Origin of the sequence: Micromonospora phaseoli (assembly GCF_900109115.1) — a bacterium.
GTDB classification, from domain to species: domain Bacteria; phylum Actinomycetota; class Actinomycetes; order Mycobacteriales; family Micromonosporaceae; genus Micromonospora; species Micromonospora phaseoli.
The window spans coordinates 1-24,997 of the sequence record NZ_FNYV01000015.1; the positions used below are offsets into that span (position 1 = coordinate 1).

The 24,997-nt window shown below is 70.2% G+C and carries 21 protein-coding genes, 1 tRNA gene and 2 pseudogenes; 12 read left to right on the top strand and 12 right to left on the bottom strand.

Features of this window, described 5'->3' with window-relative positions; all coding sequences use genetic code 11:
* From BMY89_RS26825 to BMY89_RS26840, 6 genes and pseudogenes are all read right to left on the bottom strand, one after another.
* Positions 1–247 (bottom strand): iron chaperone (locus BMY89_RS26825; protein WP_092382870.1); only part of this gene is annotated, 247 nt, incomplete at its 3' end.
* 301 nt (positions 248–548) lie between these two features.
* The gene (locus BMY89_RS30080) at positions 549–728 is read right to left on the bottom strand and encodes a hypothetical protein (RefSeq protein ID WP_139218017.1); all 180 of its coding nucleotides are present in this window, start codon (positions 726–728) and stop codon (positions 549–551) included.
* An 893-nt stretch (positions 729–1,621) separates the two neighbouring features.
* Complete coding sequence (locus BMY89_RS26830; RefSeq protein ID WP_092382871.1) at positions 1,622–2,224, bottom strand: hypothetical protein; 603 nt, start codon at positions 2,222–2,224, stop codon at positions 1,622–1,624.
* 276 nt (positions 2,225–2,500) lie between these two features.
* Positions 2,501–2,740, bottom strand: a complete 240-nt coding sequence (locus BMY89_RS30085; RefSeq protein WP_139218018.1) for a hypothetical protein — start codon at positions 2,738–2,740, stop codon at positions 2,501–2,503.
* An 11-nt stretch (positions 2,741–2,751) separates the two neighbouring features.
* Positions 2,752–3,582 carry a polymorphic toxin-type HINT domain-containing protein gene (locus BMY89_RS26835; protein WP_232521564.1) on the bottom strand — a complete coding sequence of 277 codons (831 nt, stop codon included), beginning with the start codon at positions 3,580–3,582 and terminating at the stop codon, positions 2,752–2,754.
* A gap of 158 nt (positions 3,583–3,740) precedes the next feature.
* A pseudogene (locus tag BMY89_RS26840) lies at positions 3,741–5,002 on the bottom strand (IS256 family transposase).
* Between the two features lie 357 nt (positions 5,003–5,359).
* Here BMY89_RS26840 and BMY89_RS26845 point away from each other — a divergent pair.
* The 6 genes and pseudogenes from BMY89_RS26845 to BMY89_RS31595 all read left to right on the top strand — a co-directional run.
* Complete coding sequence (locus tag BMY89_RS26845) at positions 5,360–6,580, top strand: chymotrypsin family serine protease (protein ID WP_139218019.1); 1,221 nt, start codon at positions 5,360–5,362, stop codon at positions 6,578–6,580.
* Between the two features lie 72 nt (positions 6,581–6,652).
* On the top strand, positions 6,653–7,216 hold the full coding sequence (locus BMY89_RS30595) for a hypothetical protein (RefSeq protein ID WP_092382874.1): 564 nt from the start codon (positions 6,653–6,655) through the stop codon (positions 7,214–7,216).
* Positions 7,217–7,232: 16 nt separating this feature from the next.
* The gene (locus tag BMY89_RS26855; RefSeq protein ID WP_175510435.1) at positions 7,233–7,496 is read left to right on the top strand and encodes a P-loop NTPase family protein; all 264 of its coding nucleotides are present in this window, start codon (positions 7,233–7,235) and stop codon (positions 7,494–7,496) included.
* A gap of 346 nt (positions 7,497–7,842) precedes the next feature.
* Positions 7,843–8,193 (top strand): histone-like nucleoid-structuring protein Lsr2, encoded by a 351-nt coding sequence (locus BMY89_RS26860; protein ID WP_092382875.1) that lies wholly within the window; start codon positions 7,843–7,845, stop codon positions 8,191–8,193.
* Positions 8,194–8,459: 266 nt separating this feature from the next.
* Positions 8,460–9,419: a DUF5954 family protein gene (locus tag BMY89_RS26865; protein ID WP_092382876.1), complete on the top strand. Its 960-nt coding sequence runs from the start codon at positions 8,460–8,462 to the stop codon at positions 9,417–9,419.
* 250 nt (positions 9,420–9,669) lie between these two features.
* Positions 9,670–9,852, top strand: a pseudogene (locus tag BMY89_RS31595) (zinc ribbon domain-containing protein); the annotation flags it as partial.
* Positions 9,853–9,879: 27 nt separating this feature from the next.
* Here BMY89_RS31595 and BMY89_RS31160 read toward each other — a convergent pair.
* Both BMY89_RS31160 and BMY89_RS26875 read right to left on the bottom strand, forming a co-directional pair.
* Positions 9,880–10,158, bottom strand: a complete 279-nt coding sequence (locus BMY89_RS31160) for a hypothetical protein (protein ID WP_232521566.1) — start codon at positions 10,156–10,158, stop codon at positions 9,880–9,882.
* A 162-nt stretch (positions 10,159–10,320) separates the two neighbouring features.
* A tRNA-Leu gene (locus BMY89_RS26875) sits at positions 10,321–10,404 on the bottom strand.
* A 204-nt stretch (positions 10,405–10,608) separates the two neighbouring features.
* On the opposite strand from BMY89_RS26875, the gene BMY89_RS31500 reads away from it, so the two are divergent.
* The 5 genes from BMY89_RS31500 (at position 10,609) to BMY89_RS26910 (ending at position 20,268) form a co-directional block, all read left to right on the top strand.
* Complete coding sequence (locus BMY89_RS31500) at positions 10,609–12,798, top strand: fibronectin type III domain-containing protein (protein ID WP_332455114.1); 2,190 nt, start codon at positions 10,609–10,611, stop codon at positions 12,796–12,798.
* Between the two features lie 294 nt (positions 12,799–13,092).
* Positions 13,093–15,702: a fibronectin type III domain-containing protein gene (locus BMY89_RS26895; RefSeq protein WP_232521574.1), complete on the top strand. Its 2,610-nt coding sequence runs from the start codon at positions 13,093–13,095 to the stop codon at positions 15,700–15,702.
* Between the two features lie 25 nt (positions 15,703–15,727).
* Positions 15,728–16,723: an AAA family ATPase gene (locus BMY89_RS26900; protein WP_092382877.1), complete on the top strand. Its 996-nt coding sequence runs from the start codon at positions 15,728–15,730 to the stop codon at positions 16,721–16,723.
* A gap of 15 nt (positions 16,724–16,738) precedes the next feature.
* Positions 16,739–17,938 (top strand): DUF58 domain-containing protein, encoded by a 1,200-nt coding sequence (locus BMY89_RS26905; protein WP_092382878.1) that lies wholly within the window; start codon positions 16,739–16,741, stop codon positions 17,936–17,938.
* Between the two features lie 41 nt (positions 17,939–17,979).
* The gene (locus BMY89_RS26910) at positions 17,980–20,268 is read left to right on the top strand and encodes a transglutaminaseTgpA domain-containing protein (protein WP_092382998.1); all 2,289 of its coding nucleotides are present in this window, start codon (positions 17,980–17,982) and stop codon (positions 20,266–20,268) included.
* Between the two features lie 247 nt (positions 20,269–20,515).
* Here the strand turns inward: BMY89_RS26910 and BMY89_RS26915 are convergent, their stop codons facing one another.
* The 4 genes from BMY89_RS26915 to BMY89_RS26930 all read right to left on the bottom strand — a co-directional run bounded on the left by BMY89_RS26915 (position 20,516) and on the right by BMY89_RS26930 (position 24,050).
* The gene (locus tag BMY89_RS26915) at positions 20,516–21,352 is read right to left on the bottom strand and encodes an SDR family oxidoreductase (RefSeq protein WP_092382879.1); all 837 of its coding nucleotides are present in this window, start codon (positions 21,350–21,352) and stop codon (positions 20,516–20,518) included.
* The gene (locus tag BMY89_RS26920) at positions 21,349–22,329 is read right to left on the bottom strand and encodes an LLM class F420-dependent oxidoreductase (protein ID WP_092382880.1); all 981 of its coding nucleotides are present in this window, start codon (positions 22,327–22,329) and stop codon (positions 21,349–21,351) included. Before BMY89_RS26920 ends, BMY89_RS26915 begins: the two co-directional genes overlap by 4 nt.
* Positions 22,330–22,452: 123 nt before the next feature.
* Positions 22,453–23,166, bottom strand: coding sequence for a maleylpyruvate isomerase N-terminal domain-containing protein (locus tag BMY89_RS26925; protein ID WP_092382881.1), 714 nt, complete (start codon positions 23,164–23,166; stop codon positions 22,453–22,455).
* Positions 23,163–24,050 (bottom strand): phosphatase PAP2 family protein, encoded by an 888-nt coding sequence (locus tag BMY89_RS26930; protein ID WP_170147790.1) that lies wholly within the window; start codon positions 24,048–24,050, stop codon positions 23,163–23,165. Before BMY89_RS26930 ends, BMY89_RS26925 begins: the two co-directional genes overlap by 4 nt.
* Before the next feature lie 94 nt (positions 24,051–24,144).
* Here BMY89_RS26930 and BMY89_RS26935 point away from each other — a divergent pair, with 94 nt between their 5' ends.
* Positions 24,145–24,876: a DUF3159 domain-containing protein gene (locus BMY89_RS26935; protein WP_092383002.1), complete on the top strand. Its 732-nt coding sequence runs from the start codon at positions 24,145–24,147 to the stop codon at positions 24,874–24,876.
* Positions 24,877–24,997: the final 121 nt, after the last annotated feature.

Sequence of the window (24,997 nt, forward strand, 5' to 3'; positions counted from 1 at the left end):
CGGCGAGCTGCGCATCGAACCCCTCGCGAGTGCTGGGCGTGAACGCGACGCTTGCGTGTCTAGCGTGACCACTGACCATAAAGAGGATCGTTCCGGAGGGGTGCACCCACGCCGGATAACCCCACTTGATCGCCTCGCTCGCCTCCGGAACCGCCTCGTGGGCCAGTGCCCGCAGCTGCTCAAGCAGCTCGCGGCCCGGTCCGGTGAAGCCGTCGATGTACTCGTCGACCGTCTGAGGTCTGACCATGGCGCCAGTGTGGCACGCCCTGCTCGGCTCAGCGCCCGCAGTGAGCGAGGCTTGCTGGGTTCACATGCTGTTTCAGCTCACCGGTTGACGATCTCGACGGACATCCGGATCTCGGCAAATCCGCACGCCGAGGGAACGGACGACGAGCAACATCCCATCACGCAAAGTCACCGATTTGCAGCATCGCCAGAGCAGCCGGCGACTCGCCGGACCAGCCCGACCCCGACGCCGGTGTGGCACTTGCAGCCGTACCTGCCTCTGCACTCGGATCTATACGACGACATCCGGTGTCTCGACGGCTCTAGCCTGCGTGTTCTATCCGTTGATGATCTTGTTCAACCCGGCGGCGGGTCAGGCCGAACGCCTCCGCGCCGAGCAACACCAGCAGGCAACAACTGCGGCCAAGATTCCCGACAAGGCACGCCACCCCACCGAGAAGGAACTCATCGCCATCATCGACGAACTCGGCGACCCTGGTCACCGCACTACGAGACGCCGACCCCGAACACAAACTGGAGGTCTACCGCAACCTCGGACTACACCTGACCTACACCCCGGAAACACAAACGGTGCGGGCAAGTGTCGATCTTGCCGCGCACCGTTGGGATTCGGTTTGTGTCCGAGGGGGGATCTGAACCCCCACGCGCGGCGTATGCGCCGGAAACCGGCGCGAAGCATGGACAGTAACCTAGCAGAACTCTCACTCTCTCGGGACGCGAAAGATCGCTGCCGGTGAGGATCGACCCGGTGGCAGATCGCTACGGATCGCGCTACCGCAGCGGCCGGCGACCAGCCGCAGCATCGGTTGCAGACGCACCGCCAGTACCGGCTAACGTGGACAAAGACGCCATGGTTCCGCACCGTCAGGCACGAACAAGCTTGTGCGATTGATGGCGCGTACCAGTAGGCTTCCCGACCGGGCCGCCCGGCCGACGAACCTGCCGATAGACCACCACCGCGACGGCAGATCCCGCACAGCCTGCCCGGCGCGTTCGCCGAGACGTCGTCGATCACACCTACCGGCGCGCCATCGCTGCCGTAGTGCCGGATGCGCTGCGGCGCTGACGTCGCGCAGTAGCCGCACCATTCACGCGCCGCTGGCTCCCGAGGAAACGACGGTCGAAGCCGTACTCACCGCCTACGTCAAGGAAATTTCAAGACTATGGCTGGCAGCCAGTACCAGAACCTGAAACGGCAACGAGCCGAGGCATACCGCTTGCTCACTCTCCGAGTCCCGACCCCGGCCCGTCGAGTGGAAGTATCCCGAGGTTACGAATTCCGACTGGCCTGTGGCCGGTCACAGCTGCACACCGGCGACGACCCACCACCCACGACGAAGGTGGCTGCGATATCACAGATTCCTCGGGTCCCCGACTACATGCCCTGGCCGGTCCGCAGTTGCTCGATGAGCCGACCCGCGAACGACTCGACCGCGGGTGCTACCGCTTCGCCAACCCCTACCTGGCCAAACGTGCGGTTCTCGCCAAGTGTCGACACCCGTACCTCGACGAAGAGGTTGCCGTCTCGGACATAGAGGGTGTCCTCGGTGTCGTCGAACGCGTACGACATCAACTCCACACCCGGCAGCGAGCCCTCGGCCGTCTCCTTCAGCAGTCGGGTGTCGTACGCCAGCCGCGCGCCCTCAGGCGATCCGTAGGTCGCCATGCCCACCGCGACAGTCACATCAGGACGCTTACCCGCTCCATAGCCCCGCAGACACTGGATCCCACCGCTGTACAAGAAGTTCGCCGGCACCAACCAGTTGGTCGCCGCCTCCTCGACCAGCGACAACGGAATCGCCGACTCCAGAACACCGAAATCGATCTGCTGGCAGACCTGCGCCGTCAGGGCGTACTCACGAGCCGCAGGATCAGCCGACGACGACGCCTGACCAGCTTCGGTGGGCGTCTCCGCCGCCCCACAACCGGCCAGCAAAACCCCAGTGACGAGCAGGGCAGCAAGAGCAGGGGTACGCATCCAGAGCTCCAACTTGAGGAGAGAGAAAGCATCTTGGGAAGGGAGCGATGATCGTACACTAACCCTGCCCCCTACAGCACATAATCATACGCTGGGCGCAGCGTAAAGACGTCGCGAGCCGCGAATCCCCTGGTCAGCGCCTCAAGCCTACGCGAAACGCTACGGACTGCTGCCGAGTGTCGTCGGATTCGAAAGGAAGGCGGGCTCAACCGGCATCCGGTCGAGCCCGCTCAAGCTCCGTCTTAGAACGCGGGACGGCCCCTAATTTGCATCGACTTACATCATGCGACGTGCAACGTTCAGCGCCCAAATCAGGAATTCGGCCGACACGCCATCCAATTTCGGATTAATTGAAACTCGCGCGTCACGCCAGTCCGAACCTCGGTTGAATACTGCGACCACCGATCCTGCCGATGACACGGCAGGATCAATGAACTCGATGACATGCTCGTCACTTGTCGCGTCATCGAAGCTAACAACTTGGATCTTACGACCCTCGTAGTCTTCATTAGTCATTTGCGCTGCTCCTAGTCGAGGAAGCCCGAGAAGTTGCCGTTGAGATCAAAGCGTGCTCCTCGGCCACCAGGAAGCCGAACATCGAGTGCATCTTGCCACTGACCACCCACACGACCATACCCTAGGTGGACGACCGAGTCGGGATTCGTCAGACTATCGTCGAGCATATCCTGCCCTGCCGAGTTCCATCCTTGAGGATTTTCTCGTCCGGCAGGTCTCGACCAATTTGAACCGGTCTCCGCGCGATCTGCATGCTTTTGCAAGGCACGCCCAGCAACCGAGTAACCGCCCCTTTGCAGAGTTGCGCCAGACGCAGAAGCTGCGTCGAGGTCGATTACTCCGGAGGGGCGAGTTCCGCAGTTGTGTACGAGGACCGGGGTGTTACCGGCCACCACATAGTACGTGTGGATCGCCGCAACCGTGAGGTTGTACACCACCTCGGCTCGTCCGGTGGCGGTGAGTCTATCGACCTCTAGCGACTGCCCGTCGACCGAGAGCAGCAGATCACCTGGAATCAGGTCCCCGGCGTTGCGCCATTGCCGCCTGCTGTCATCCCAGAAGGGGTGGTCGGCGGTGGTGTCTACCGTCTCGCCGTCGATGGTGAGCTTGAGTACTTTGTCGCGATGGACCCAGGTGGCAGTGACTTCTCTCGAGCCGTATTCCCCGGTTTCTGGGTCTCGGGCAAACACTTCATCGCCTGGCTTGATCTTGCTGATCGGCTTCGTCGTGCCGTCGGCCATCAGGACCCGGGTGTCGGGGGTGAAGCTGCAGTATGCGTTCGCGAGCCGCATGCCGAGCGAGTTGATCCCTTCGATGGGGCCACTGCCGGCTCGGGATGCCATCCGGCTGAGACTGGCGAGGATGGTTGAGTCGGTCGCAACGGAGCGGAATCCTCCTAGGACTCCTCTCCCGCCCATGACTTCGACGCCGCCGGTTACGGCTGACAACATTTGGGAGTGTGTCGTTTTCCGTGTTTGGGCCTGTGGTGTGATCGAGGTTGTTAGATGGCGATCCGGTCGCCGTAGGCGAGGATCAGGGCGTTGAGGGCCTTGGCCCAACCGTAGACCCGGCCGGTGATGCTCCCGCCGCCCCGGCGTTGCTGTTGGACGACGAGGTAGAGGACCTTCATCGCGGCTTGCTCGGTCGGGAAGTGCCCGCGCCGTCGGGCGGCTTGCCGGAACCGGGCGTTCAGGCTCTCGATGATGTTGGTGGTGTAGAGGACCTTGCGGACCTCATGGTCGTAGTCCAGGAACGGCACGAACTGCGGCCAAGAGGTGCGCCAGAGCCGGATGACGGCGGGGTACTGGTCACCGAACTGCGTGGCGAACGCCTCGAACCGGGCCTCCGCAGCCGCGACGGTGGGGCGGTGTAGATCTCCCGCAGCGCGGGGGTGATCTTCTGCCAGTCCTTGCGGTTGGTGTAGCGCAGGCTGGCCCGCACCAAGTGGACGACGCACTGCTGGTGGACCGCCTGCGGCCAGACCTGCTCGATCGCGTCGGTCATGCCCTTGAGGCCGTCGGAGCAGACCATGAACACGTCCTCGACACCCCGGTTGCGCAGCTCGGTGAGGTAGCCGGCCCACTGCTTGGCGCCCTCACCGCCGGTCCCGGCCCACATACCGAGCACGTCACGTTCCCCGTCGAGGCTGATCCCGACCACCACGTAGACGGGCCGGTTCGCGACCTGCCCCTGGCGGATCTTCATCACCAACGCGTCGATGAACACCACCGGATAGATCCGGTCCAGAGGCCGCTGCCGCCAGGCTTCCATCTCCTGCACGACGTTGTCGGTGACCCGGCTGATCAACTCCCGAGACACGTCGGCGTCATACACATCCGCCAGATGCGCGGCAATCTCCCCGGTGGTCAACCCTTTGGCATACAGCGACAGGATCGCCTCATTGAAACCATCCAACCTGCGGACGTGCTTGGGCACGATCCGCGGCGTGAACGACCCCGCCCGATCCCGAGGAACCTGAATCCGCACCGGCCCGACCTCGGTCTGCACCGTCTTCGCACCGTGACCGTTGCGGATGTTGGTCCGCCGGCCGGTCGACTCGTCGACACCGGCCTCGTCGAGGTGCGCATCCAGCTCCGCATCGAGCGCTGATTCGAGGACAGTCCGGGTGATCCCCGCGAGGAGGCCACCCGGCCCGACCAACGAGACTCCGTCGGCCTTAGCCCGCTCGACCAGCTGCTGAGCGAACTCCACCTCCGCCGCCGACGGCTGCGGAAGCTGAACAACGTTCTTCTTGTCTGCCATGACGTGGTCCTTCCCGGACAGGATCAACGTCCTGTCCGACGGACCACACCCAGGTCAAACACGGAAATCTACGCAGTCCCCAGTCAGGCAATCGCGGCCAACGGACAGAACGAGGACACGGACGAGCTGCATCGTGGCCAAAGGCTCGACATAAGGTAGTTGCGCCGCCACCAACAGGCATTGACGCTTGTCGAGCAGACCGGTAGAAACGAGCCATGCCGGTGGTCGGTAGTTACTGCCACCGCCGATGAGCGAGGCCGAAGCTCCAGCGGCGCGCTTGGGGCTTCATTGCTGCGACCCTGGGGAGGTCAGAACGTGCGGATGTGTTCCCGAAGGCTCGTTCCAACTATCGCAGGCGTGCTGGTGGCGGCGCTCGCTGCCGCAGCCCCTGCGGCAGCCGATCCCGGCGGCCGTACGCTGCCCTCCGAGGTTCGATCGACGGAGGAGAGGCAGCTAGTCGATGAACTCGGGGTTCAGCCACCCGACGTGGACGCCAAAACGCTGCAAGCATCCAGCGTGGCTCGACGGATTCAGCAGGTCATCGACCAGGGCCACGATCAGGGGTTCGGTTCGTTGCGGCTGGTTCGCGACACCGGCGCGGTGGAACTGCGTTGGAAGGGCAAGCTACCCGCAGCGGTCGACGAGGCCGTCAGGGCAGGACGCCGTGACGTGCCGGTCGCGGTGGTCGAAAGTAGGTTCACGCTGGCCGAGCTGACTGCGGAGATCCGTCGCCTGTTCAAGGCTCCAGCCTCACAGCTTGGCGGTGAACTGGTGACGGCGGCACCACTGCCAGACGCGAGCGGGCTCAAGCTCTCTGTCGCTGGCGTCACGAGCGTCTCTGCGGTTACCAGCAACCTACGCGCGAACAGGATTCCCGTTCAGGTGACGGCCGGATCGGCGATTCAGCCAGCCGGACGCTGGGACGATGTCACGCCGTTCTGGGGCGGCAGCGTCATCTGGACAGGCACCGGCAGCCTCTGCACCGCCGGGTTCGCAGCCAGAACGTCCACTAACGCCCAGGTGATGATTACCGCACGGCACTGCGGAGCGAACACCAACTGGTACACCCCGCTTTACCAGCTCTACGTCGGGCGCGCCAACAGCGGCTCAGTGGCTCTCGACGCCATGACCATCAGCGAGCAAACCTACCAGGGTGCGGTCTTCACCGGCCCCTTCAACTCCAACTACGGAGTACCAATCGTAGGCTGGGCCAGTGCCGTTCTCAACGACGTGGCCTGCACCTCGGGTGGGCTCAGCGGCAACGACTGCAACACCAGGATCACGGAAACCAACATCTACTTCAACCTGAACGGAAACCTCACGGGCCCAGCGTTTGTCACTGAACACTTGGCAGGGATTGCATCCGTCGGTCAGGGTGACAGCGGTGGGCCGACGATCGGCTACGACACCGGCGGTTTCAGGGCGTTGGGCATCATCAGCGCAGTCGCGACCGGGCAGCAGTTCGAGGGCACCTGCCAGGGGTATGACTACACCGGGCGCCGGTGTTCGCGGGTCGCGTTGCACATCAATATCGGCAGCATCCTGTCGCACTTCAACCTGACCATCGCCACCAGCTGACCCGATGACCTCGCCGTCGGGCCACACATCGATGTGGCCCGACGGCAGGTCCGCAGCTATGCTGAATCTGCCATGCGTATGCAACGAATCGGCTTGGTCGCAGTAGCCAGCTTCCTGGCGGCGACAGCAGGGTGCGCCGGATCCGTAGCCAATGATCTCGGACAACCGGCGGGACCGACACCGGCCCAAACCCGGGAACTCCTGACGGCGCCCTCCACGACTCTCGGTGACACACCGCGAGAACTGCTGATCCGGGACGCCGAACGCACCTATCCCACCAACTCGTACTCAGGCCTGAGCACCGATGGAGCGGCGCTGGTGATCCACCGCGTGCCAGTGCCACGAGTGGACGAAATCGACACCGGTCTGCGCCTTCGACACCCGGACGTCCAGTTGGCTTTCGCCGACGCGCAACATCCACGCACCGTCCTGAACGAGGTGTCGGACAGCATCAAGAAGGACATCCCGTACTGGCAAACCGAAGGAGTGGCCGTCGCGGCAGTGGCACCCCGCGCCGACGGATCCGGCGTCATGGTCATGGTCGACCAAGCGACCGCGGACCTGGCCGCTGCCATGCGGGAACGATACGAGTTCCCGAACATCGAGCTGACCCAAGGCGAGATCGCCCCCGCCTGACGCCCTCTCCCTCCTCATGCAGATCAACCTGACACCAATCCATGCCGGCAGCAGATCAACTGCCAGCCGAGCGCGCCGCTGGTACGCCCACCGTGACCTGCTCGGCGTTCTCAACGAAACCGTCATCCCCGAGACCAGCACCTTTGAGCAGACGGCCACCACGATCCTGCACGTCACCGGCCTCGCCAGCGCCGCACCCCAGACGCCCTGTCCCCGACGCGGCCGGCACTGCGCCCGCGAATCCGCCGAGGCTGCCGCAGTAGCCGTAGGCGACTCGTAATCGATGGCGTCTCGCGACGGCCGCCACCGCCGCCCGAGCTACAGGTCGCGCTACAAGGCCACGAAATCGTACGAGGAAACTACCGACTGCCACGATGGTGCCGGTCCGATCCCTCGCGCCGCACGAAAGTAGCCGAATTGACAAGAATCAGCCGCCAATGTCAACACAACGTTGCCATTCGCTTACTCGACCTACATTGAGCAGGAGGATCGGCGACAGCTGCACGGAAGGATCGAACCTGCCAATACGAGGCAGTTAGTCGGATCCCGTTGACGCAGCAAGTGCCGTGCAGGCTATTGTGCTCGCAGGTAGCAGCACACTCGGTTCGAAAGGAACGCACCCAGACGTGGCAAAGCAAATCATTCATAAGCTGGTCGACGACCTGGACGGCGGCGACGCCGTCGAGACCGTCAAGTTCGCTCTCGACGGCGTTCAGTACGAGATCGACCTGTCGAGCGACAACGCCACCAAATTGCGTGACGTGTTCGCTCCCTACGTCGCCCACGGCACGAAGGTAGGCCGCGGCGGCGTGGTCGTCGGTGGCCGGGCCGCGCGCGGCCACGGTACCGCCAGCGCCGACCGCGAGCAGAACAAGGCCATCCGGACGTGGGCCAAGAAAGCCGGCAAGGACATCTCCGACCGCGGCCGGATCCCGCAGGAGATCGTGGACGAATATCACGCGAAGGCAGGCCGCTAACACACCACACCTACCCCCGGCGGAGCCCTGATCGTAGGCGCTGCCGCCGGCTTTGGGCGCACCCCCGCGCACACATCCCGGTCGCGCGCGAATCGCTGATACGTCCGGCCACCGAGCTCCCCATCGGTGCCGGCGTAGCGGAGACCAGCACCACCAACCACATTCCGGGAACCGCCCCCACCAATCAGAGGTGGCCCATTCCGAGGTCCGGGAACGCCGCGTGCCGGCACGACAGAACCCACCGGTCCGGCGCAAAATGATTCCTCGTGAGCCACGACGACCCACCGCCGGTCGCGATCGTGCGGGTCACACGACGCGACGATCCGGTCGGCGCGGTAACCGAGCATGACGCCACTCGACGCGCCCACGCGTACCCGACCATCCGTGTCGGAGCGCCACTGTTCGGGCACGCCGCGGACCTGCACGGCGGACGCTGGCAGGTACACGCCCTGTTCGATGACACCCCACAAGACGCCCGCAACACCCTCGCCCACCGGCTGCGGGAACGGCTCCTCGACACCACCGATCCCGCCCTGGCCGCCGAAGTGACCACCGCCGGGCAGATCCTCGACCGAAACAAGGTCAACGAGGTCACCGTCGCCGGTCAGGCACACCGCATCATCCGGGCAGACACCTTCGCCCGCTTCGGCCCCGACGGGCCCGAACCCCCACGGCCAACCGACCCCGACCCCCGCCAATTCGACGACCACGACAGCTTCCTCGACGAACAAGTGATCGCCGACCCTGCCACACCCACCGGCGTCGGCACCGCCATGCTGAAAGTGGACCTCATCGCCGCGCACTACCCCCGCGCCCAAGTGCCACCCGACGTGTACGCCGACAGCGTCGCCGCCGTACACACCCACCCCGACGTCGTCCTACTCCCCTCCCGCTATGCCACCGCCGAACACATCGACGGCAGCTGGCAACCAATCACCCACGCCGTCGCCACCCCGCAAGAAGCACGCGACGAACTCGCCTTCGCCTTCCGCTACATCGAGCCACGCCGTAGCCATCTCACCCCCAACCAGACCACCACCTACCGGCGAGCCGCCGACCAACTCGGCGACACACCCATCGACGAGATCACCGTCCTCAACCGACGCTTCCGGATCACCCGCATCGAAACCCTGCTGCGCTTCTCGCCCGAGGGCCCCGAAGGCCCCCGCCCCTCCGACCACGACCCCGACCCGCCGCCCGAGGCCGCGTCACGAGCATCGGCCTGACCGCATCCGCCACCAGATCCGGCGGCACACAGGCTGCCCGCTGACCTACCTCTGACGAGCACACTCGTGCCCACCGGGCCGCCACAGCACCGGCAGATAAGTCCTCGGCGGTTGGCAGTCCGGAGACACCGCCCACGCGGCATGGATGGGTGGTTCGGACGACTACACCCCAACGCATCACCGCCGACGCACCAGATTCAGCCGAAAAAGCTCTCTGATCGCGAGTGCGGGCAGGCGCCCCGACGGGGTCATGAAGCCCCGGGCCAGCAAGCGCAACTACGTACTGTCCGGCCTCCTACACTGCGGCATCTGCCAACGACGCATGATCGGCAGCTACAACAACGACCGCAACAACTACCGCTGCACCTACGCCGCCGAGTACGCCGATGCCAACCGCATCGCACACCCCCGCAGCGTCTACGTCCGCGAGGACCACATCCTCGAACAACTCGACCCATGGCTAGCCCGAGCCTTCTCGCCCAGCCAACTCACCGCAACTGTCCAGGCCATGGCCGACGCGCAGCACGACGACGTCGACCAACAGGCGATCAAGGCGGCACAGGCAACCCTCGCCACCTCCGCCGCCCGGCTGGACCGCTATCGCGCCGCTCTGGACAGCGGCGTCGATCCCACCGTCGTCGGACGATGGATCGCCGACATCCAAGCCGAACAGGTCACCGCCGAGGCCAACCTGCGTCGTCTCACCGGACGTCGGACCATGAGCCCTGACGAGATCCACCGCGTCGTAGAGGCTCTGGGAAACATTGCCGCCGTGCTCCGCGACGCTGACCCCGCCGACAAGGCATTGATCTACCGCGAACTAGGGATCGCCCTGACCTACCGGCCGACGACCCGCACGGTGTCCGCTCAGGCGACCCCGAGTGGATCATGTACTAGATTGTGTCCGAGGGGGGACTTGAACCCCCACGCCCTATACGGGCACTAGCACCTCAAGCTAGCGCGTCTGCCATTCCGCCACCCGGACCTACTTTGTCCAGCCTACCGCGCCGACCTCGGTGGTCCCACCACCAGCAGGCCGCCCGTCGGGCCGCACGGGGAGTCACTGTACACGCCGCAGATGGATCATGCACATCGGTCTTCGGTGCCCGCGCGGACGGGTTCGCCACGGTGCGCGACGGGTCCGTGGGCCGGGTAGCGTCGGGGCACCCGTACCCGGCAGCATGGCCACGTGCCCCATGCATCTCCCTTGGCCGTCGCCCAGCAGCGGGCTCTCGCGTTGCGCGGTGCGGGTAACCTCGCCGCCGCCCGAGGCCTGCTCACCGACGCGGTCGAGTCCGCCCGGCCGCCGCTGGGCAAGGATCATCCGGACGTGCTCAGCACCGCGCACCTGCTGGCCCGGTTGCATCGGGAGGCGGACGACCCGAGCGCGGCCCGCCGGGTGCTGGAGGAGGCATTCGCGGCCGGAGAGCGCCGGTGGCCGCATGGAGATCCGCTGATGCTCGCGTTGTCCTTCGAGCTGGGGTCCGTCGCGGACGAACTGGGCAATCGACACGAGGCACGTCGCAACTTCACGCGTGTCGCCGCCGCCGGCCCCGCCGTGCTCGGCGCCGACCACCCGGCGGTACGCACGGCACGGCAGTATCTCGGCGACGCCGCTCCCGCACCGCAACCCACGGTCCCCTCCGCCCGCCAGCCCGAATCGGTGGACCAACCGTCTCGGGGGGCACTGGACGCGCCGACGATCTCGTTGGCCACGCTCTCCACGGCCTGGAAGCCACACGACGCGGCAACGGCGGCGGTACCCACCCGGCCGTTTCCCGCGCCGGCCGTACCGGGGGCGCCCGTCGCTCCCCCAGGGTCGAGCGTGCCGGACGGGTCCGTCGTACCGAGTCCACCAGCCCCTCCGGTGCTGCCGGAACCTGCCGCCTTCCCGGCTCCCGCCACGGTCGCGCCACCCGCGCCACCCGCTCCACCCGCTCCACCCGCTCCACCCGCTCCGCCCGTACCGGCCGCACCCGTCGTCCCGGCCGCTGTCGTGGGGACGGTCAACGAGGCACCGGGCTCACCGCCGCTCGACTCACCTACGTCGTCGCACGCAGCACCACCGGTCAGGTCGGAGTCGCCGGACCGGACGTGGTCCGGGCCGGCTCCCCGGCAGCGGAGCTACGAGGAAGAGACCGGCTTGCTGTCCCTGCCACCGACCGTCGACGGCTCGGTCTCGGCCGTCGGGCCTGGGGTGCCCGGGCACCCCGAGTGGGCACGACCGACGATCCGGGTACAGCAGATCGGGCCGCTGATCGAGGAGGAGGCGGCCCGCGCGGGCCGCGCGCCGCAGCGTCCGACACCGGTCGCCGACCCAGCGTCCCCGGTCAGCGGGCCGCCCGTCAGCGGGCCGCCCGCCTATTCTCCCGTCAGCGCACCGCCGACGCAGAACTACCCGATCAGCGCACCCCCCGTCAGCGCACCGCCGACGCAGAACCACCCGATCAGCGCACCCCCCGTCAGCGCACCGCCGACGCAGACCTACCCGATCAGCGCACCACCCGTCAGCTCGCCGCCGGGTCCTCCCCCGTTGTCGTATGCCGGCCCGCAGCAGCCGACCTCGGTCAGCCCCACGGCAGGTCCGCATGAACTGACCGCCCCGCTGCCCCAGCCGGGACCGACCAGCGGACCACCGGGGTACCCGCCGGCCAGCGGACCAACCACTACCGGACCCGCCAGCGGACCACCCGGGTACGCGCCCGCGAGCGGGCCACCCGGGTACGGTCCAGTGAGTGCGAGCCCGTACGGGTCACACCAGCAGATGCCACCTCAACCGACGGCCGATCTGCAGTCGAGCGTCGCGCCGCCGTCATACGCACCGCAGTACCCCGCGTCGGCCGCACCGCCGGCCTGGGGTCAGTCGGCAGCACCCCCGCCAGGGTCGGTGCCGCCTCCGCCGGTCGCGCCGCCGTACCAGGGTCCCCTGGTGATGCCGACGGCACCGGCGGCGCCGGGTCGTAGCCGGGTGGCGATCGTGGTGGCGGTGGTCGCGGTGGTGGTGGCGGTCGCCGCGGTGATCGGGGTGGGCCTGTTGATCCTCGACCGGCGGTCGGCGGCCCCGGCCACTCCCGACCCGTCTGCGGCGCAGGCGGGTCCGCCTCCCACGGATCTGGCCATGCGCGACGACAGCACCACGATCACGTTGACCTGGAGCGACCAGTCGGACGGGTTGGTGCCGTTCATGGTGGCCGGAGGGCGGGCCGGTAAGCCGTTGAACATGATGGCCACGGTGGAGCCGGGGCAGACCAGCTACACCGTGAACGGGTTGAGCTCGCGGGTGGACTACTGCTTCGCGGTGCTCGCGGTGTACGACACCGACCGGTTCGCCACCTCCAGCCAGGTCTGCACGTCGCGGGAGAGCGGCACGCCGAACTGACGTCCGGGCGCGGGTCGGTCGGACCGGTCGTCCTGGCCGGACGGACGGACTGTCGTGGGGGGACACGCCGACGACACGCCACGCTGGGTGTCCACAGCCGGACGGTGCGGGTTCCCGGGGTCCGCAGCGTGACCATATGATGGCTCCCGGCTTGGAGACTGTCGGGAACCCTGGATCGCCGCCTGGGCTGCGCCTGCGCCGCCGCGAGGTTCCGACGGTCTCTTCGGGGAGGGGTCGCCGTGAGGGGGCACCACCTGCCGAGACGACACGGGGAGGCAGCCGACTGTGGCTAGCATCGACGAGGCCGTTCCGATCAGCACCGCCCGTTCCCGGTCCCGGGTACGCGGTGGGCTGGTCACCGTGGGCACGGTGCTGGCGCTGCTGGCCGCGATGGGCCTGACCGTGCTCGGCCTGGGCTCGGCGGACAACGCGGTGGCCAGCTACGACGCGAGTTCCTGGCTGTGGAGCGCGGCGCGCAGCGAGTTGGCCCGGGTCAACGGGGTCACCGCCCGGGTGGACACCCGGATGGAGGTGCCGGCGGCGCGTCGGCATCCGATGCAGGTGGTGCAGACGGACCGGTTGCTGGTGTTGCGGGATCTGAACACGGGTCAGATCAGCACGCTGGACCTGGCCACGTTGCAGATCACCGCGACCACACCGACGACCCCCGGCCTTGGGGTGAGTGTGGCGCTGCAGGAGGACTCGGCTTTCGTGGTGGATGCGGTGCAGGGCGTGGTGCGCCAGTTGGACCCGCGGTCGTTGGCGCCGGTCGGTGAGCCGGTTCGCTACCCGCCGGGGATCACCGGCGGTGCGTTCGACGGCGAGGGCCGGTTGTGGATCGCCGTGCCGGCGGAGGGCACGGTCTCGGCGATCACGCCGGCGGTGCTGCCGTCGGCGGCGGCGGGTTCGCCGGTGAGTCCACTGCGGGTCGAGTCGTACGACGTGGCGGAGGCCAGCCACGAGTTGGTGCTCTCCGCACTGGACGACGGGGTGGCGGTGCTCGATCGCACGGCCGGTGCGTTGGTGACGGTGGTGCGGGGTACGACGCGGCGCGCGGCGTTGGCCACGACGTTGACCGGGCCGGGCATCATGCCGGTGCGGACCAGCGGGCCGGTGGTGCCGGTGACGGTGCCCGGGCAGCGGCAGGTGCACACGATCGGAGACGGTGGCCAGGTGCGCTCGTTCACCGTGCCGGGTGATGGTGACCGGCTGGGTGCGGCGGTGGCGTGGGCCGGGCGGTTCTACTGCGCGGACGATGCCGCGGGCGCGGTGTACGCGTTCGACGCGCAGGGCCAGCTGACGGACACCATCCGGGGCAGGTGGGGCGGGCCGCTTGAGCTGGAGGTGCGGGAGAACTACCTGTTCATCAACGCCCCCGATGCGGCCACCGCGCGGGTGGTCGACGACTCGCACCAGGTGCGGGAGGTCGACAAGTACGCCAACGACGTGCTCGGTGGCGATCCGCCGCCGGAGCCCCCGCCGCCTCCGCCGCCGCCGAAGAAGCCGGAGGTGAGCCGTCCGGGTGCCCCGGGCAGCGTGACGGCGGCGGCCGGTGACGCGCAGGCCCGGGTGAGTTGGCGGCCGGCGGCGGCCAACGGCGCGGCGATCATCCGCTATGTGGTGGAAGGCGCCGGGCAGCGGCTGGAGGTCGGCGCGAACCAGCGTTCGGTGGACGTCGAGGAGCTGACCAACGGCGAGACGTACCGGTTCTCGGTGCAGGCGGTCAACGCGAAGGGTGCGGGGCCGAAGCGGACGAGCAACCCGGTGACGCCGACGGCGGACGTGCCGGACGCGCCGGACGCCGTGACCGCCGAGGCGCGCGCGGACGGCACGGTGGTGGTGAGCTGGCCGGAGGCGAACGGACAGGGCAACAAGATCGCCCGGTACGCGGTGACGGCCACCTCGGCCGGTACGAATGCTCCGGCCGGGGAGGCGACCGGCACCGAGTTGGTCGTCAAGGCCGGTGAGCTGGAGTACGGCACCCAGTACGCGTTCACGGTGGTCTCGGTCAACGACAAGGGTGCGGCCTCGGAGTCCTCGCCGGTGAGCAACACTGTGGTGCCCTTCACGGTGCCCGGTGAGCCACTGGAGTTGCGGGCCGGCACGGTGGCCGACCGGCCCGGGACGGTGGCGGTGCAGTGGGCGCCGGCGGTGGCGAACGGCCGGCCGGTGACCGGGTACGTGGTGGACGCCGGTGGCCGGCGCAGCGAGGTAGCCGACACCACGGCGACCGTGGGTGGCCTGGGTGACGGGCAGAACGTCACGGTACGGGTGTGGGCGGTCAACGAGGCCGGTGCAGGTGCGGAGGCGACGACGACGGCGCGGACCGTGGCGCCGCCCCGGGTGACGGTGACCGGGTCGTCGGCGACCGCGACGGCGGCGACGGTGACGTTCACCGTGGACGCCGGTGGCGGGCAGGCGACGTGCACGCTGAGCCGGTCGGGTCAGCCGGCGCGCAGCGGCCCGTGTTCGAGCATCACGATGAGCGGGTTGACGCCGGGCACCAATTACACGTTCACGGTGACGGCGACCAACGCCGCCGGCAACGGGACGGCCACCCGGGCCCAGCCGACGGACGCCCTGTACGGCGTCGCCACCTGCAACAACGGCGACTCCGGTGCGGAGGCGACGTACTGCGACCGGGACCGCGACGGCCGCAACGGCAACGAGATCTTCTCGGTTACCCGGCAGGACAACGACCGGCAGGTCGGCTGGGCGAAGCCGGGCACCCGGCTGAAGGCGAACTGCAAGCAGCGGGGCGAAGAGGTGTACGCATACATCTACAACAACGAGAAGCGCAGCACCTGGTGGGTGCAGGTCGAGTACAGCGGACGCAACTACATCCCCTGGGCCTGGCTCAACCTGGAGGGTGGGGACGACATAAACGTCCTGCCCACCTGCTGACCCGTCCCGGCCGAGGAGCACCACCGTGAACAGCCACGAACCGCTCACCCAGCAGGAGGTGCAGGGCTTCGCCGCCCTGGCCGCCCGGCTGGCCGCGAACGTCAACTCGGTGGTGCTCGGCAAGCCGCAGGTGGTCCGCCTGGCGTTGACGGCGCTGTTCGCCCAGGGGCACGTGCTGCTGGAGGACGTGCCCGGGGTGGGCAAGACGACCCTGGCCCGGGCGATCGCGGCGACGGTGAAGGGGCAGTGGCGGCGGATCCAGTTCACGCCGGACCTGCTGCCCTCGGACGTGTCCGGTGTGACGATCTTCAACCAGGCCACCCGGGGGTTCGAGTTCCACCCCGGTCCGGTGTTCGCCAACATCGTCATCGCCGACGAGATCAACCGCGCGTCGCCGAAGACCCAGTCGGCGTTGCTGGAGGTGATGGAGGAGCGGACGGTCACCGTGGACGGGGTACGCCATCCGGTGCCGCAGCCGTTCCTGGTGGTGGCCACGCAGAACCCGGTGGAGATGGACGGCACCTACCGGCTGCCGGAGGCGCAGCTGGACCGGTTCCTGGTGAAGTTGTCGGTGGGCTATCCGGACGAGGAGGTGGAGGTGGAGGTGCTGCGCGGCGCCACGGTGCGCTCCCCCGAGGCGCTCGCGGCGGTCACCGACACCGCCACCGTGGGCGAGATGGTGCGGATGGCCCTTCGGGTGCACATCGCCGAACCGCTGTACGCGTACGCGGTGCGGCTGGCCGCGGCCACCCGAACCCATCCGCAGGTCCGGGTCGGCGTCAGCCCGCGCGGGGTGATCGCGTTGACCCGGGCGGCGTGCGCGTACGCGCTGATCGACGGTCGCGGCTGGATCATGCCGGAGGACCTGAAGACCCTCACCGAACCGGTCTTCGCCCACCGGCTGCTGCTCACCCCGGACGCGCAGGTGCGCGGGATCACCGCCGCTGAGGTGCTGCGCCAGGCCGTCGCCTCGGTGCCGGTGCCGTTGCCGTCGGGCCAGCCGGCCCCGGCGCACTCCTGACCGGCGAGGGTTGGCGTGGGAATCACCGCCCGGGGCATCGGTCTGCTCGTCGCCGCCGTGCTGCTGCTCGGTGCCGGCTTTCGTTTCGCGTACCCGGAGTTGCTGCTGCTCGGCGCGGCGGCCGGCGCCGCCGTCGTGATCGCCGTGGTCATCGCGGCCCAACGGCCTCGGCTGGTGGTGCGCCGGCAGGCCGACCCGGATCGGGTGGCCCGGGGTGAGCCGGCGACGATGACGCTGACCGTGCGCAACGCGGGGCGGCTGCGGGCGGCGAGCCTGCTGGCGACCGACCGCTGCGGCGATCGGGTGGTGCCGGTGCCGGTGCTGCGGCTGCGTCCCGGCGCGGACACCACGGTCAGCTACGACGTGCCGACGAGCCGCCGGGGTGTGGTGCCGGTCGGGCCGCTGCGGGTGACCCGCCGGGACCCTCTCGGCCTGGTGGTGCTGGCCCGCTCCTACGGCGACAGCGTGCCGGTGTGGGTGCATCCGCGCATCCACCCGCTGAGTGCGGTGCCGACCGGCGCGGGCCGCAGCCTCGACGGGCGGATCGACGCGGTGCCGCACGGTTCGATCACCTTCGACTCGCTGCGGGAGTACGTCGTCGGTGACGAGCTGCGCCGGGTGCACTGGCGGACCAGCGCCCGGGTCGGTGAGCTGATGGTGCGCGAGAACGTGGACACCAGCCTGCCCCGGATCGTGGTGCTGCTGGACAATCGGGCCGTCGCGCATCCGGACCGGGTCGACGGGGTGGCCGAGTCCTTCGAGTCGGCCTGCGAGGCCGCCGCGTCGGTGCTCACCGCGGCGTTCCGGGAGGATCTGCCGGTGGTGCTGCTCTTCGTCGCCGCGCAGGGCGCGAGCGGCGTGCCGGGCGAGAGCCCCGGGCAGGGCGAGAGTGCCGAGTCGGCCGGCGGCGTGGACAGCGGCGGCCCGCTGGACCGGCTGGCCGCGGTGTCGCTGACCGGTGCGGGCACGCTGGCGTCGGCGGTGGCACGGCTGCGCCGCGACCGGCTCGGCGACACCCTGGTGGTGCTCACCGGGCCGGGTGGCCGCGAGGACCTGGGGCATGTCGGCGCGCTGGGCGGGGCGTACCGGTCGGTGGTGGTCGGGGTGTTCGGCGCGGTGGAGCCGACGCCGCCGGGCGCGGCGGGCCTGGTCGTGGTCGACTCCGCCGACGGTGCGGCGTTCGCCGCCGAGTGGGACGGGGTACGCCGGTGGTGAGGCTGCTACGGGCGGCGCCGGTGCCGGTGACGCTGGTCGCCATGGTCACGCTGGCCGGTGTGGTGCTCGGCCGGGTGTACGCGGGGTCGCTGCTGACGATGCTGGTCGCCGGGGCGGCGGTCGGTTCGGTGCTGGTCAGTGTGGTGACGCGGCGGCTGCCGTCGTGGCTGGTCGCGCCGTTGTCGGTGCTGGCGATGGCGGGCTGGACGGCGTGCTGCCTGCGGCTGGCCGCCGGTGCCGCACAACTGCCGGGCGGCTTCGCCGAGGTGGCCGGTGACGCCGCCCGCAACGCCATCCCTCGGCTGTTGACGGCGATGATCCCGGTGGAGCCGACCCCCGACACGGTGCTGTTGCCGCTGGTCGCCGCCTGGCTGGCCGGGTTGGCCGGCGCGGAGGTGGCGTTGCGGGCCGGGCGGGTGCTGCTGGGCTACCTGCCGCCCGTGCTGCTCTACGTCGGCGCGTTGTACGTGGTCGGGCCGAACGCCGAGCCGGCGATCTGGGAGACCGTGGCGCTGGTGGCGGTGGCGGCGGTCGGGTTGGCGGTGTCGGCGCGGGCACCGGGCGGAGATCCGGTCGACGGGCTCGCCCCGGCGGTCCGCTCCGGGGTGCGGGCGCGGCTGGCCGTGGCTTCGGCCGCTGGTACGGCAGTGGTGGTGGGGTTGGCGGCGGTGCTCGGCCCGGCGGCGGCTGCCCTGGTGGACACCCGGCCGGTGGACCCGCGTCGCTATGTGGAGCCGCCGCAGGTCCAGACGCTGGACGAGAACCCGCTGATCCGGATCAGCGGATGGGCGCTCAATCCGGACCAGCAACTGTTCCAGGTGGCCACGGACCGGCCGGGCGGTGCGGGGCCGGTGGATTCGGCGGCGGACGGTTCGGTGGCGTCCACCGGGGGCGGTGTGCGGGTCCGGCTGGCCGTGCTCAGCGACTACGACGGCGTCACCTGGCGGGTCGGCGCCACCTATCGCAACGCCGGCCGGATTCTGCCGGCCGTCGAGCCGGCTCCGAACGCCACGGTGGAGGCGGTCCGGCAGGAGATCACGGTGGGTGAGCTGAGCGGGCGGCTGCTGCCCGCGGTGCCCACCCCACGTGAGGTCAGCGGTGCCCGGGTCGCCTACGACCCGGGCACCGGCACGCTGATCCGCCCCGACGGGCTCACCCCGGGGTTGCGCTACACGGTGACCTCGGCGCGGGAACGCCCGGACACCAACCTGCTGGCCACCGCGAACACCCCGGCCGGCGACGAGGTGGCCCGGGTGCTGCATGTCCCCGACGGGGTACCCGAGCAGTTGCGCCGGCTGGCCGCCCAGTTGGCGCAGGAGAACGGCGCACCGTACGCCCGGGCGGCGGCGATCGAGCAGTGGCTCGCCGAGCACTACCGGCTGGTCGCCGACGCGCCCAGCGGCCACGCCTACCCGAACCTGGCGTTCTTCCTGTTCGGACCGTTGGGCGGTGGCGGGCAGCGCGGCACCTCCGAGCAGTTCGCCGCGTCCTTCGCCGTGCTGGGCCGGCTGGCCGGGCTGCCGACCCGGGTGGTGGTGGGGTTCGCCGCCCCCGATTCGGGGCCGGTGCGGGCCGCCGACGCGTACGCCTGGCCGGAGGTGCTCTTCGACGGGCTGGGCTGGGTGGCGTTCGACCCGCTGCCCCGGCCGGACGACGAGCCCCGGCCGGTGGAGGAGGATTTCCGCCCGCAGCCGGAGGATCCGCCGCCGTCGGAGCAGCCGGAGCCCACTCTGGAGCCGACCACCTCACCGCCGGCGCAGGCGGCTCCCGGCGGCCCCGGCGACTCCGGCGGCGTACCGACGCCGGTGCTGGTCGCTGGCACCGGCGGTGGGCTGGTGCTCGTGGTCGTGGCGCTGCTGGTCACCCTCGCCGTGCTGCGCCGGGCGCAGACCCGCAACCGGCTGCACCGGGGCGACCCCGGTCACCGCATCGCCGGTGCCTGGCGGGAGCTGACCGACACGCTGCGGCTGGCCGGGCAGCCGGTCGCCGCCGACCTGTCCGCTACCGAGGTCGCCGACGCGGCCCGCCGCACTCTGGCCACCGTCTCCGCCTCGAAGCCCGGCCGTGCTCCGGCCAAGCCGCCTGCCGACCCGGTCACCGCCGGACCGGTCACCGCCGTCGACGACTCGACGGCGGCGTACGCCTCGCTCGACGAGTTGGCTCGCCTGGTCAACGAGGCCGGCTTCGCTCCCGGAGGCGCCACCGACGACCAGGCGACCGCCGCCACCGAGGCGGCCATCGTCTACACCGGCGCACTACGCGCCACCCAGTCCCGGTGGCGGCGGCTGCTCTGGCTGGCACATCCGGGGCCGTTGCGCTGGCCGCGTTGAGGGTGGCCGATGTTTCGTACCCTGCGGGCATGACCACGGGGGCAGTTCTTCTCAGTGCACTGGTCGCGGTGTTGGCCGCCACCGCCGCGACACTGCTCGTCGTCCGCCGCCAGCGTGCTGGCCGGCCGGCGACCCGCGAGCAGCAGCTAGCCGAAGCCGCACGGGCCACGGCAGGGTTGCGCCGTTCCGCCCGCCGACGGCCTCACGGCTCTGGCAGCGGCGGCGGGCTCGGCAGGAGCGGCTACGGCTACGGCGACGGAGGCGGCGGTGACGGAGGCGGCGGCTCGTGACCGGCGGCGCGTAGTCGGCGGACGAGTTTGCGGAGGCCGGACTGCCAGCCGTCGGGGTCCTCCGCGCGACGGCGGGCGTAGTCGGCCACCTCTGGATGCGGCAGGATCAGGAACCGCTCCTCCGCCATCCCGGCCACCGCGGCGGCGGCGACCTCGTCCGGGCTGAGCACCGCACCCGAGGCCGCGATGACCTGGGCTCCGAGGTGCCCGGCGGCCAGCCCGGTGGCCAGCATCGGGGTGTCCACCCCCTGCGGGCACAGCGCGCTGACCCGCAGCCCCTGGTCGCGGTAGGTCACCGACAGCCATTCGGCGAACCCCACCGCGGCGTGCTTGGTGGTCGTGTACGGCGCGTCGCCGACCGCGGTCAGCACCCCGGCCGCCGAGCAGGTGTGCAGCAGGTAGCCGCTGCCCCGGGCGAGCATTGCCGGCAGCACCGCCCGGGCCGCGTAGACGTGCGAGAGCACGTTGACCTGCCAGGCGCGGTCCCAGCCGGCGTTGTCGACCTCCACTCCCCCGCCGGTGGACACCCCGGCGTTGGCGCAGAAGACGTCGATCTGGCCGTAGCGGCGTTCCGTCTCGGCGACCAGTGCGCGTACCTGTTCCTCGTCGGTGACGTCGACCGCTACGCCGCTGGCCAGCGGCCCGACGGTCGCGGCGACCGCCTCGGCGGCGCCGCCGTCCAGGTCGGCCAGGATCAGCGCGGCAGCGCCCTCGGCGGCGAACCGGCGGGCCAGCGCCGCCCCGATGCCACCGGCCCCACCGGTGATCACCGCCACCCGGCCGGTGAGGTTCACACCGTCACCTTCGGGCCGAGCCCGAGCCGGGCGACCAGCGTGGCCAGGGCCGCCGCGTCCCCTGCGGCCACCTCCGGGGTGGGCAGCAAGGCCAGTACGGGGACATCCACCCCGGCCTCGACGTAGCGGCGCACCTGTGCCCGGCACTGCTCGGGCGAGCCGTGCAGGATCAGCTCGTCGACCACCTCGTCGGGAACCGCGGCCAGGGCACCGCGCCGGTCGCCGGCCGCCCACGCCCGCCACATGCCGGACAGCGCCTCCTGCCGGCCGAGCCAGCGGTGGAACTCGGCGTACGCGGGCACGGTCAGGTAGCTGGTGATCATCCGTCGGCCGAGGGTGCGGGCGTAGCCGGCGTCCTCGGTGGGGCAGACGAAGATGCGGGCGACCACCTCGAACTGCGGACGCCGCTGCCCCAGCTCGGCCACCGCCCGGGGTACGTCGGTGGCGGCCAGCCAGTTGAGGATGACGCCGTCGGCCTCGGCGGCGGCCAGCCGCAGCATGCCGGGGCGCAGCGCGGCCAGCAGCAGCGGCGGCGGCACCACCGGTGGCCGTTCCAGGGTGAACCGGCGCACCGAGAAGGTGTCGAAGTCCCCGTCGACGGTCTCCCCACGCAAGGCCGCCCGCAGGAACCGCAGCACGTCGCGGGTGCGCCGGAACGGGTCGGTGAACTCCACCGCGTTCCAGTCGGAGACCACCACCGGCGACGACGCGCCGATGCCGAGCGCGAACCGGCCGGGGGCGACGTCGGCCAGCGCGGCGGCGCTCATCGCCAGCAGTCCGGGACCGCGGGTGAACGCCGGCGTGATCGCGGTACCCAGCCGCAGCCGGGGCTGCCAGGCGGCGGCCAGCGCCAGCGGGGTGAACGCGTCGGACCCGTTGACCTCGGAGGACCACACGTCGGTGTAGCCCGCGTCGGCGAGGGCCGCGTACACCGCGGCGTGGTCGGCGAGCGGAACTCCACCCAGCGGCACCGTCATTGCCCATCGCGTCGTCATCGGTCGATCGTGCCCGCCACCCGGGCAAACGAGCAAGATCTCGTCGGGTTCCGTCACCTACGCGGAGCCGCCGGGGACGTTTCGCCGCGCTTGTCGGCTGCGCTGTCAGCGGGGGGTCGAGGAGTTTCCGCCGAAGGAGAGCAGCCGGATGCCGGCGTCGTCGAGGATGGCCTGCTCGGCGCGGCTACGGGCAGCGCGACCGGTGGCCTTGACGATCAGGGACAACCGGTCCCAGCCCAGCTCGGCCGGCAGCGTACGCCCACCGGTGAGCAGTTCGGCGATCACCCGGCCAGCGGCCGGGGTCAGCCACGGCGGCCGGTCCAGCGCCGCGGCCAGGTCCAGGCCGTGCACGCCGACTTCCACCACCCGGGTACGCAGGAACTCCGTCACCGTCATCGCGTCGCCGTGGCGGGTACGAACCACCCGGTCCAGACGGTGGGCGTCGACGGCCTCGATCGTGGCCCGCCAGGCCCGGTCGAAGTCCGCGCCCAGCCCCGGTCGAGCCCCGCACGGACCGGCATGGCCCCGACCTGCGTCGATCCGGGCCGACTGGATCCGGGCGGCGTCCACCTCGGGGGTGAACTTGGCCGCGCCGAAGTACCTGGCGGCGTCAACCTGCGCGCGGGCGGGCGCCGGGGCGGCCAGCATGTCGGCCAGCCGACCGGCACCGGTACGGACGTGCGCCAGCAACTCCGTCACGGTCCACGGCGGGCAGTCGGTGGGCCGGTCAAGGTCGACCGGATCGAGGGTGCGGAGTACCTCGCTCAACTGGGCGCACTCGTCCCGGAATGCCTGCCGCACCGCGGCCTGCGGGCTCATCCCTGATAGCGGGGGACGACGCGGTGCACGGCGGTCAACAGCAGCGCCATCACCACGCCCATCGATCCGACGATGCCGGCGGCGCTGCCGGCGTAGCCGATGAACAGCGGCCGGCGGGACAACTCCGCAGGCGGGGTGCCCCGCACCCCCACCAGCCACCACAACGCCAGGGCGCAGCCCGCGATCGCCAGCACGCCGCCCACCCCCAGCAGCAGCGCGGTGAGCCGGTGCGCGTCACCCGGGGCGACCTCTGCCCGTTCGCGCTGGGTGACCAGCAGCAGCAGTCCGGCCAGTGCCGCCCAGACCCCGACCACCAGGAACGCGGCCACCGCGTCACTGGGCCGGTGCCAGCCCGCCGAGAGGGTCGCCACTCCGGCGGCGGCGGCGTAGCTGGCGCCGACCACGGCGGCGAACGCGCGCACCTTCGGCGGCAGCACGAGCACCAGGGCCACCGCCACCGAGGCGGCGACGGTGGTGTGCCCGCTGGGCAGGCTGTTGCCGACGTACACCCGCTCCGGATCGATGCCGAAGTCGGGACGGGTCAGGCCGTACTTGAGCAGTTGGGTGGTGACGTTGGCGCCGGCGATCAGCAGGGTGGCGGCGATGGCCAGGGCGATCCGGCCGCGGATCAGCGCGATGAACCCGATCATCACGGTGACTGCCAGCAGCGACACCACGGACATGGCGTTGAGGATCCGGTTGACCGGATCAGCGATGCGGTCGTGGCCGATCCGGTTGCCGGTCAACGCCACCGTGTCGATCCACTGCCCGACCTCGACGTGCAACGCGAACTGCCAGACGGCGATGAAGGCCGCCGTCTGGATCAGGGCCAGCACCACCAGCCATACCGCAGTCCCACCCCGGGGCGTCACACGCACCCGCACAACTTAGCGGCACGCCCGCGTCGGCCGCCCGGTGGCCCGCCGATGTCGTGAGGATAGGTTTGGTGCGCAGGTGAAGGAGGTGTTGGCGATCGGGATGACCGAACGTGACCCCGCTGCGACAAGGCGGCCCGAGTCGCTGGCCGACCTGCTCGGCGGACGTCGGGGAGCCGTCGACGCCACCCTGCCGCCGATCGCCTTCGCGGCGGGCTGGCTGCTGGCCGGCCAGTCGGTCGCGGTCGGAGTCGTGACGGCCCTGACCGCCGGCGCGGTGGTGGCCGGATGGCGGCTGCGCCGAGGTGACCGGCCCCGGTCGGTGCTGATCGGGCTGCTCGCGGTCTGCGTCGCGGCGCTCATCGTGGCGCGTACCGGACGCGCCGAGGACTTCTTCCTCGTGCAGCTGCTGGCCAACGCCGCCAGCACCCTGGTGTGGGCGGTCAGCATCGTGGTGCGCTGGCCGCTGCTCGGGGTGGTGGTCGGCACGGCGCTCGGGCAGCGAGGGCGGTGGCGACGCGATCCGGCGCTGCTGCGGGCGTACGGCCGGGGCAGCTGGGTGTGGACGGCGACCTACGTGCTGCGGGTGGCGGTGTTCCTGCCGCTCTACCTCAGCGGACAGGTGCTCGCCCTGACCGCGGCCCGGGTGGGGCTGACCTGGCCGCTGGTGGCGGGGGCGTTGGCGATCAGCTGGGCGGTGGTGCGCCGATCCTTGCCGGCCGGACATCCGGGGGTGCGTCACCCGGTGACGCCGGACGGCGGTCCGGCCGGTGCCGGCGGGGCTGACGGCGAGCCGGCGTGGAAGCCGGGACAGCAGCTGGAGCCGGGACAATAAGGGAGAGGCCGCCACGGGGGGAGCGGCCTCTCCGGTGATGTACGTTACTCCGTCCCGGGCCGGGTTGTGATCCCGGGGCGGTCACTTTTTTTCGCGATCTGCATGCCGTGCCCGGCGGGCC

Excerpts from the sequence above, each read along its gene's own strand:
- BMY89_RS26830 (WP_092382871.1), bottom strand. The coding sequence starts at position 2,224 with ATGCGTACCCCTGCTCTTGCTGCCCTGCTCGTCACTGGGGTTTTGCTG.
- BMY89_RS26925 (WP_092382881.1), bottom strand. The coding sequence starts at position 23,166 with ATGAGCCCGCAGGCCGCGGTGCGGCAGGCATTCCGGGACGAGTGCGCC.
- BMY89_RS30595 (WP_092382874.1), top strand. The coding sequence starts at position 6,653 with ATGCGTATGCAACGAATCGGCTTGGTCGCAGTAGCCAGCTTCCTGGCG.
- BMY89_RS26935 (WP_092383002.1), top strand. The coding sequence starts at position 24,145 with ATGACCGAACGTGACCCCGCTGCGACAAGGCGGCCCGAGTCGCTGGCC.
- BMY89_RS26920 (WP_092382880.1), bottom strand. The coding sequence starts at position 22,329 with ATGACGGTGCCGCTGGGTGGAGTTCCGCTCGCCGACCACGCCGCGGTG.
- BMY89_RS26855 (WP_175510435.1), top strand. The coding sequence starts at position 7,233 with ATGCAGATCAACCTGACACCAATCCATGCCGGCAGCAGATCAACTGCC.
- BMY89_RS26835 (WP_232521564.1), bottom strand. The coding sequence starts at position 3,582 with ATGGCATCCCGAGCCGGCAGTGGCCCCATCGAAGGGATCAACTCGCTC.
- BMY89_RS26910 (WP_092382998.1), top strand. The coding sequence starts at position 17,980 with ATGGTCACGCTGGCCGGTGTGGTGCTCGGCCGGGTGTACGCGGGGTCG.
- BMY89_RS30085 (WP_139218018.1), bottom strand. The coding sequence starts at position 2,740 with ATGACTAATGAAGACTACGAGGGTCGTAAGATCCAAGTTGTTAGCTTC.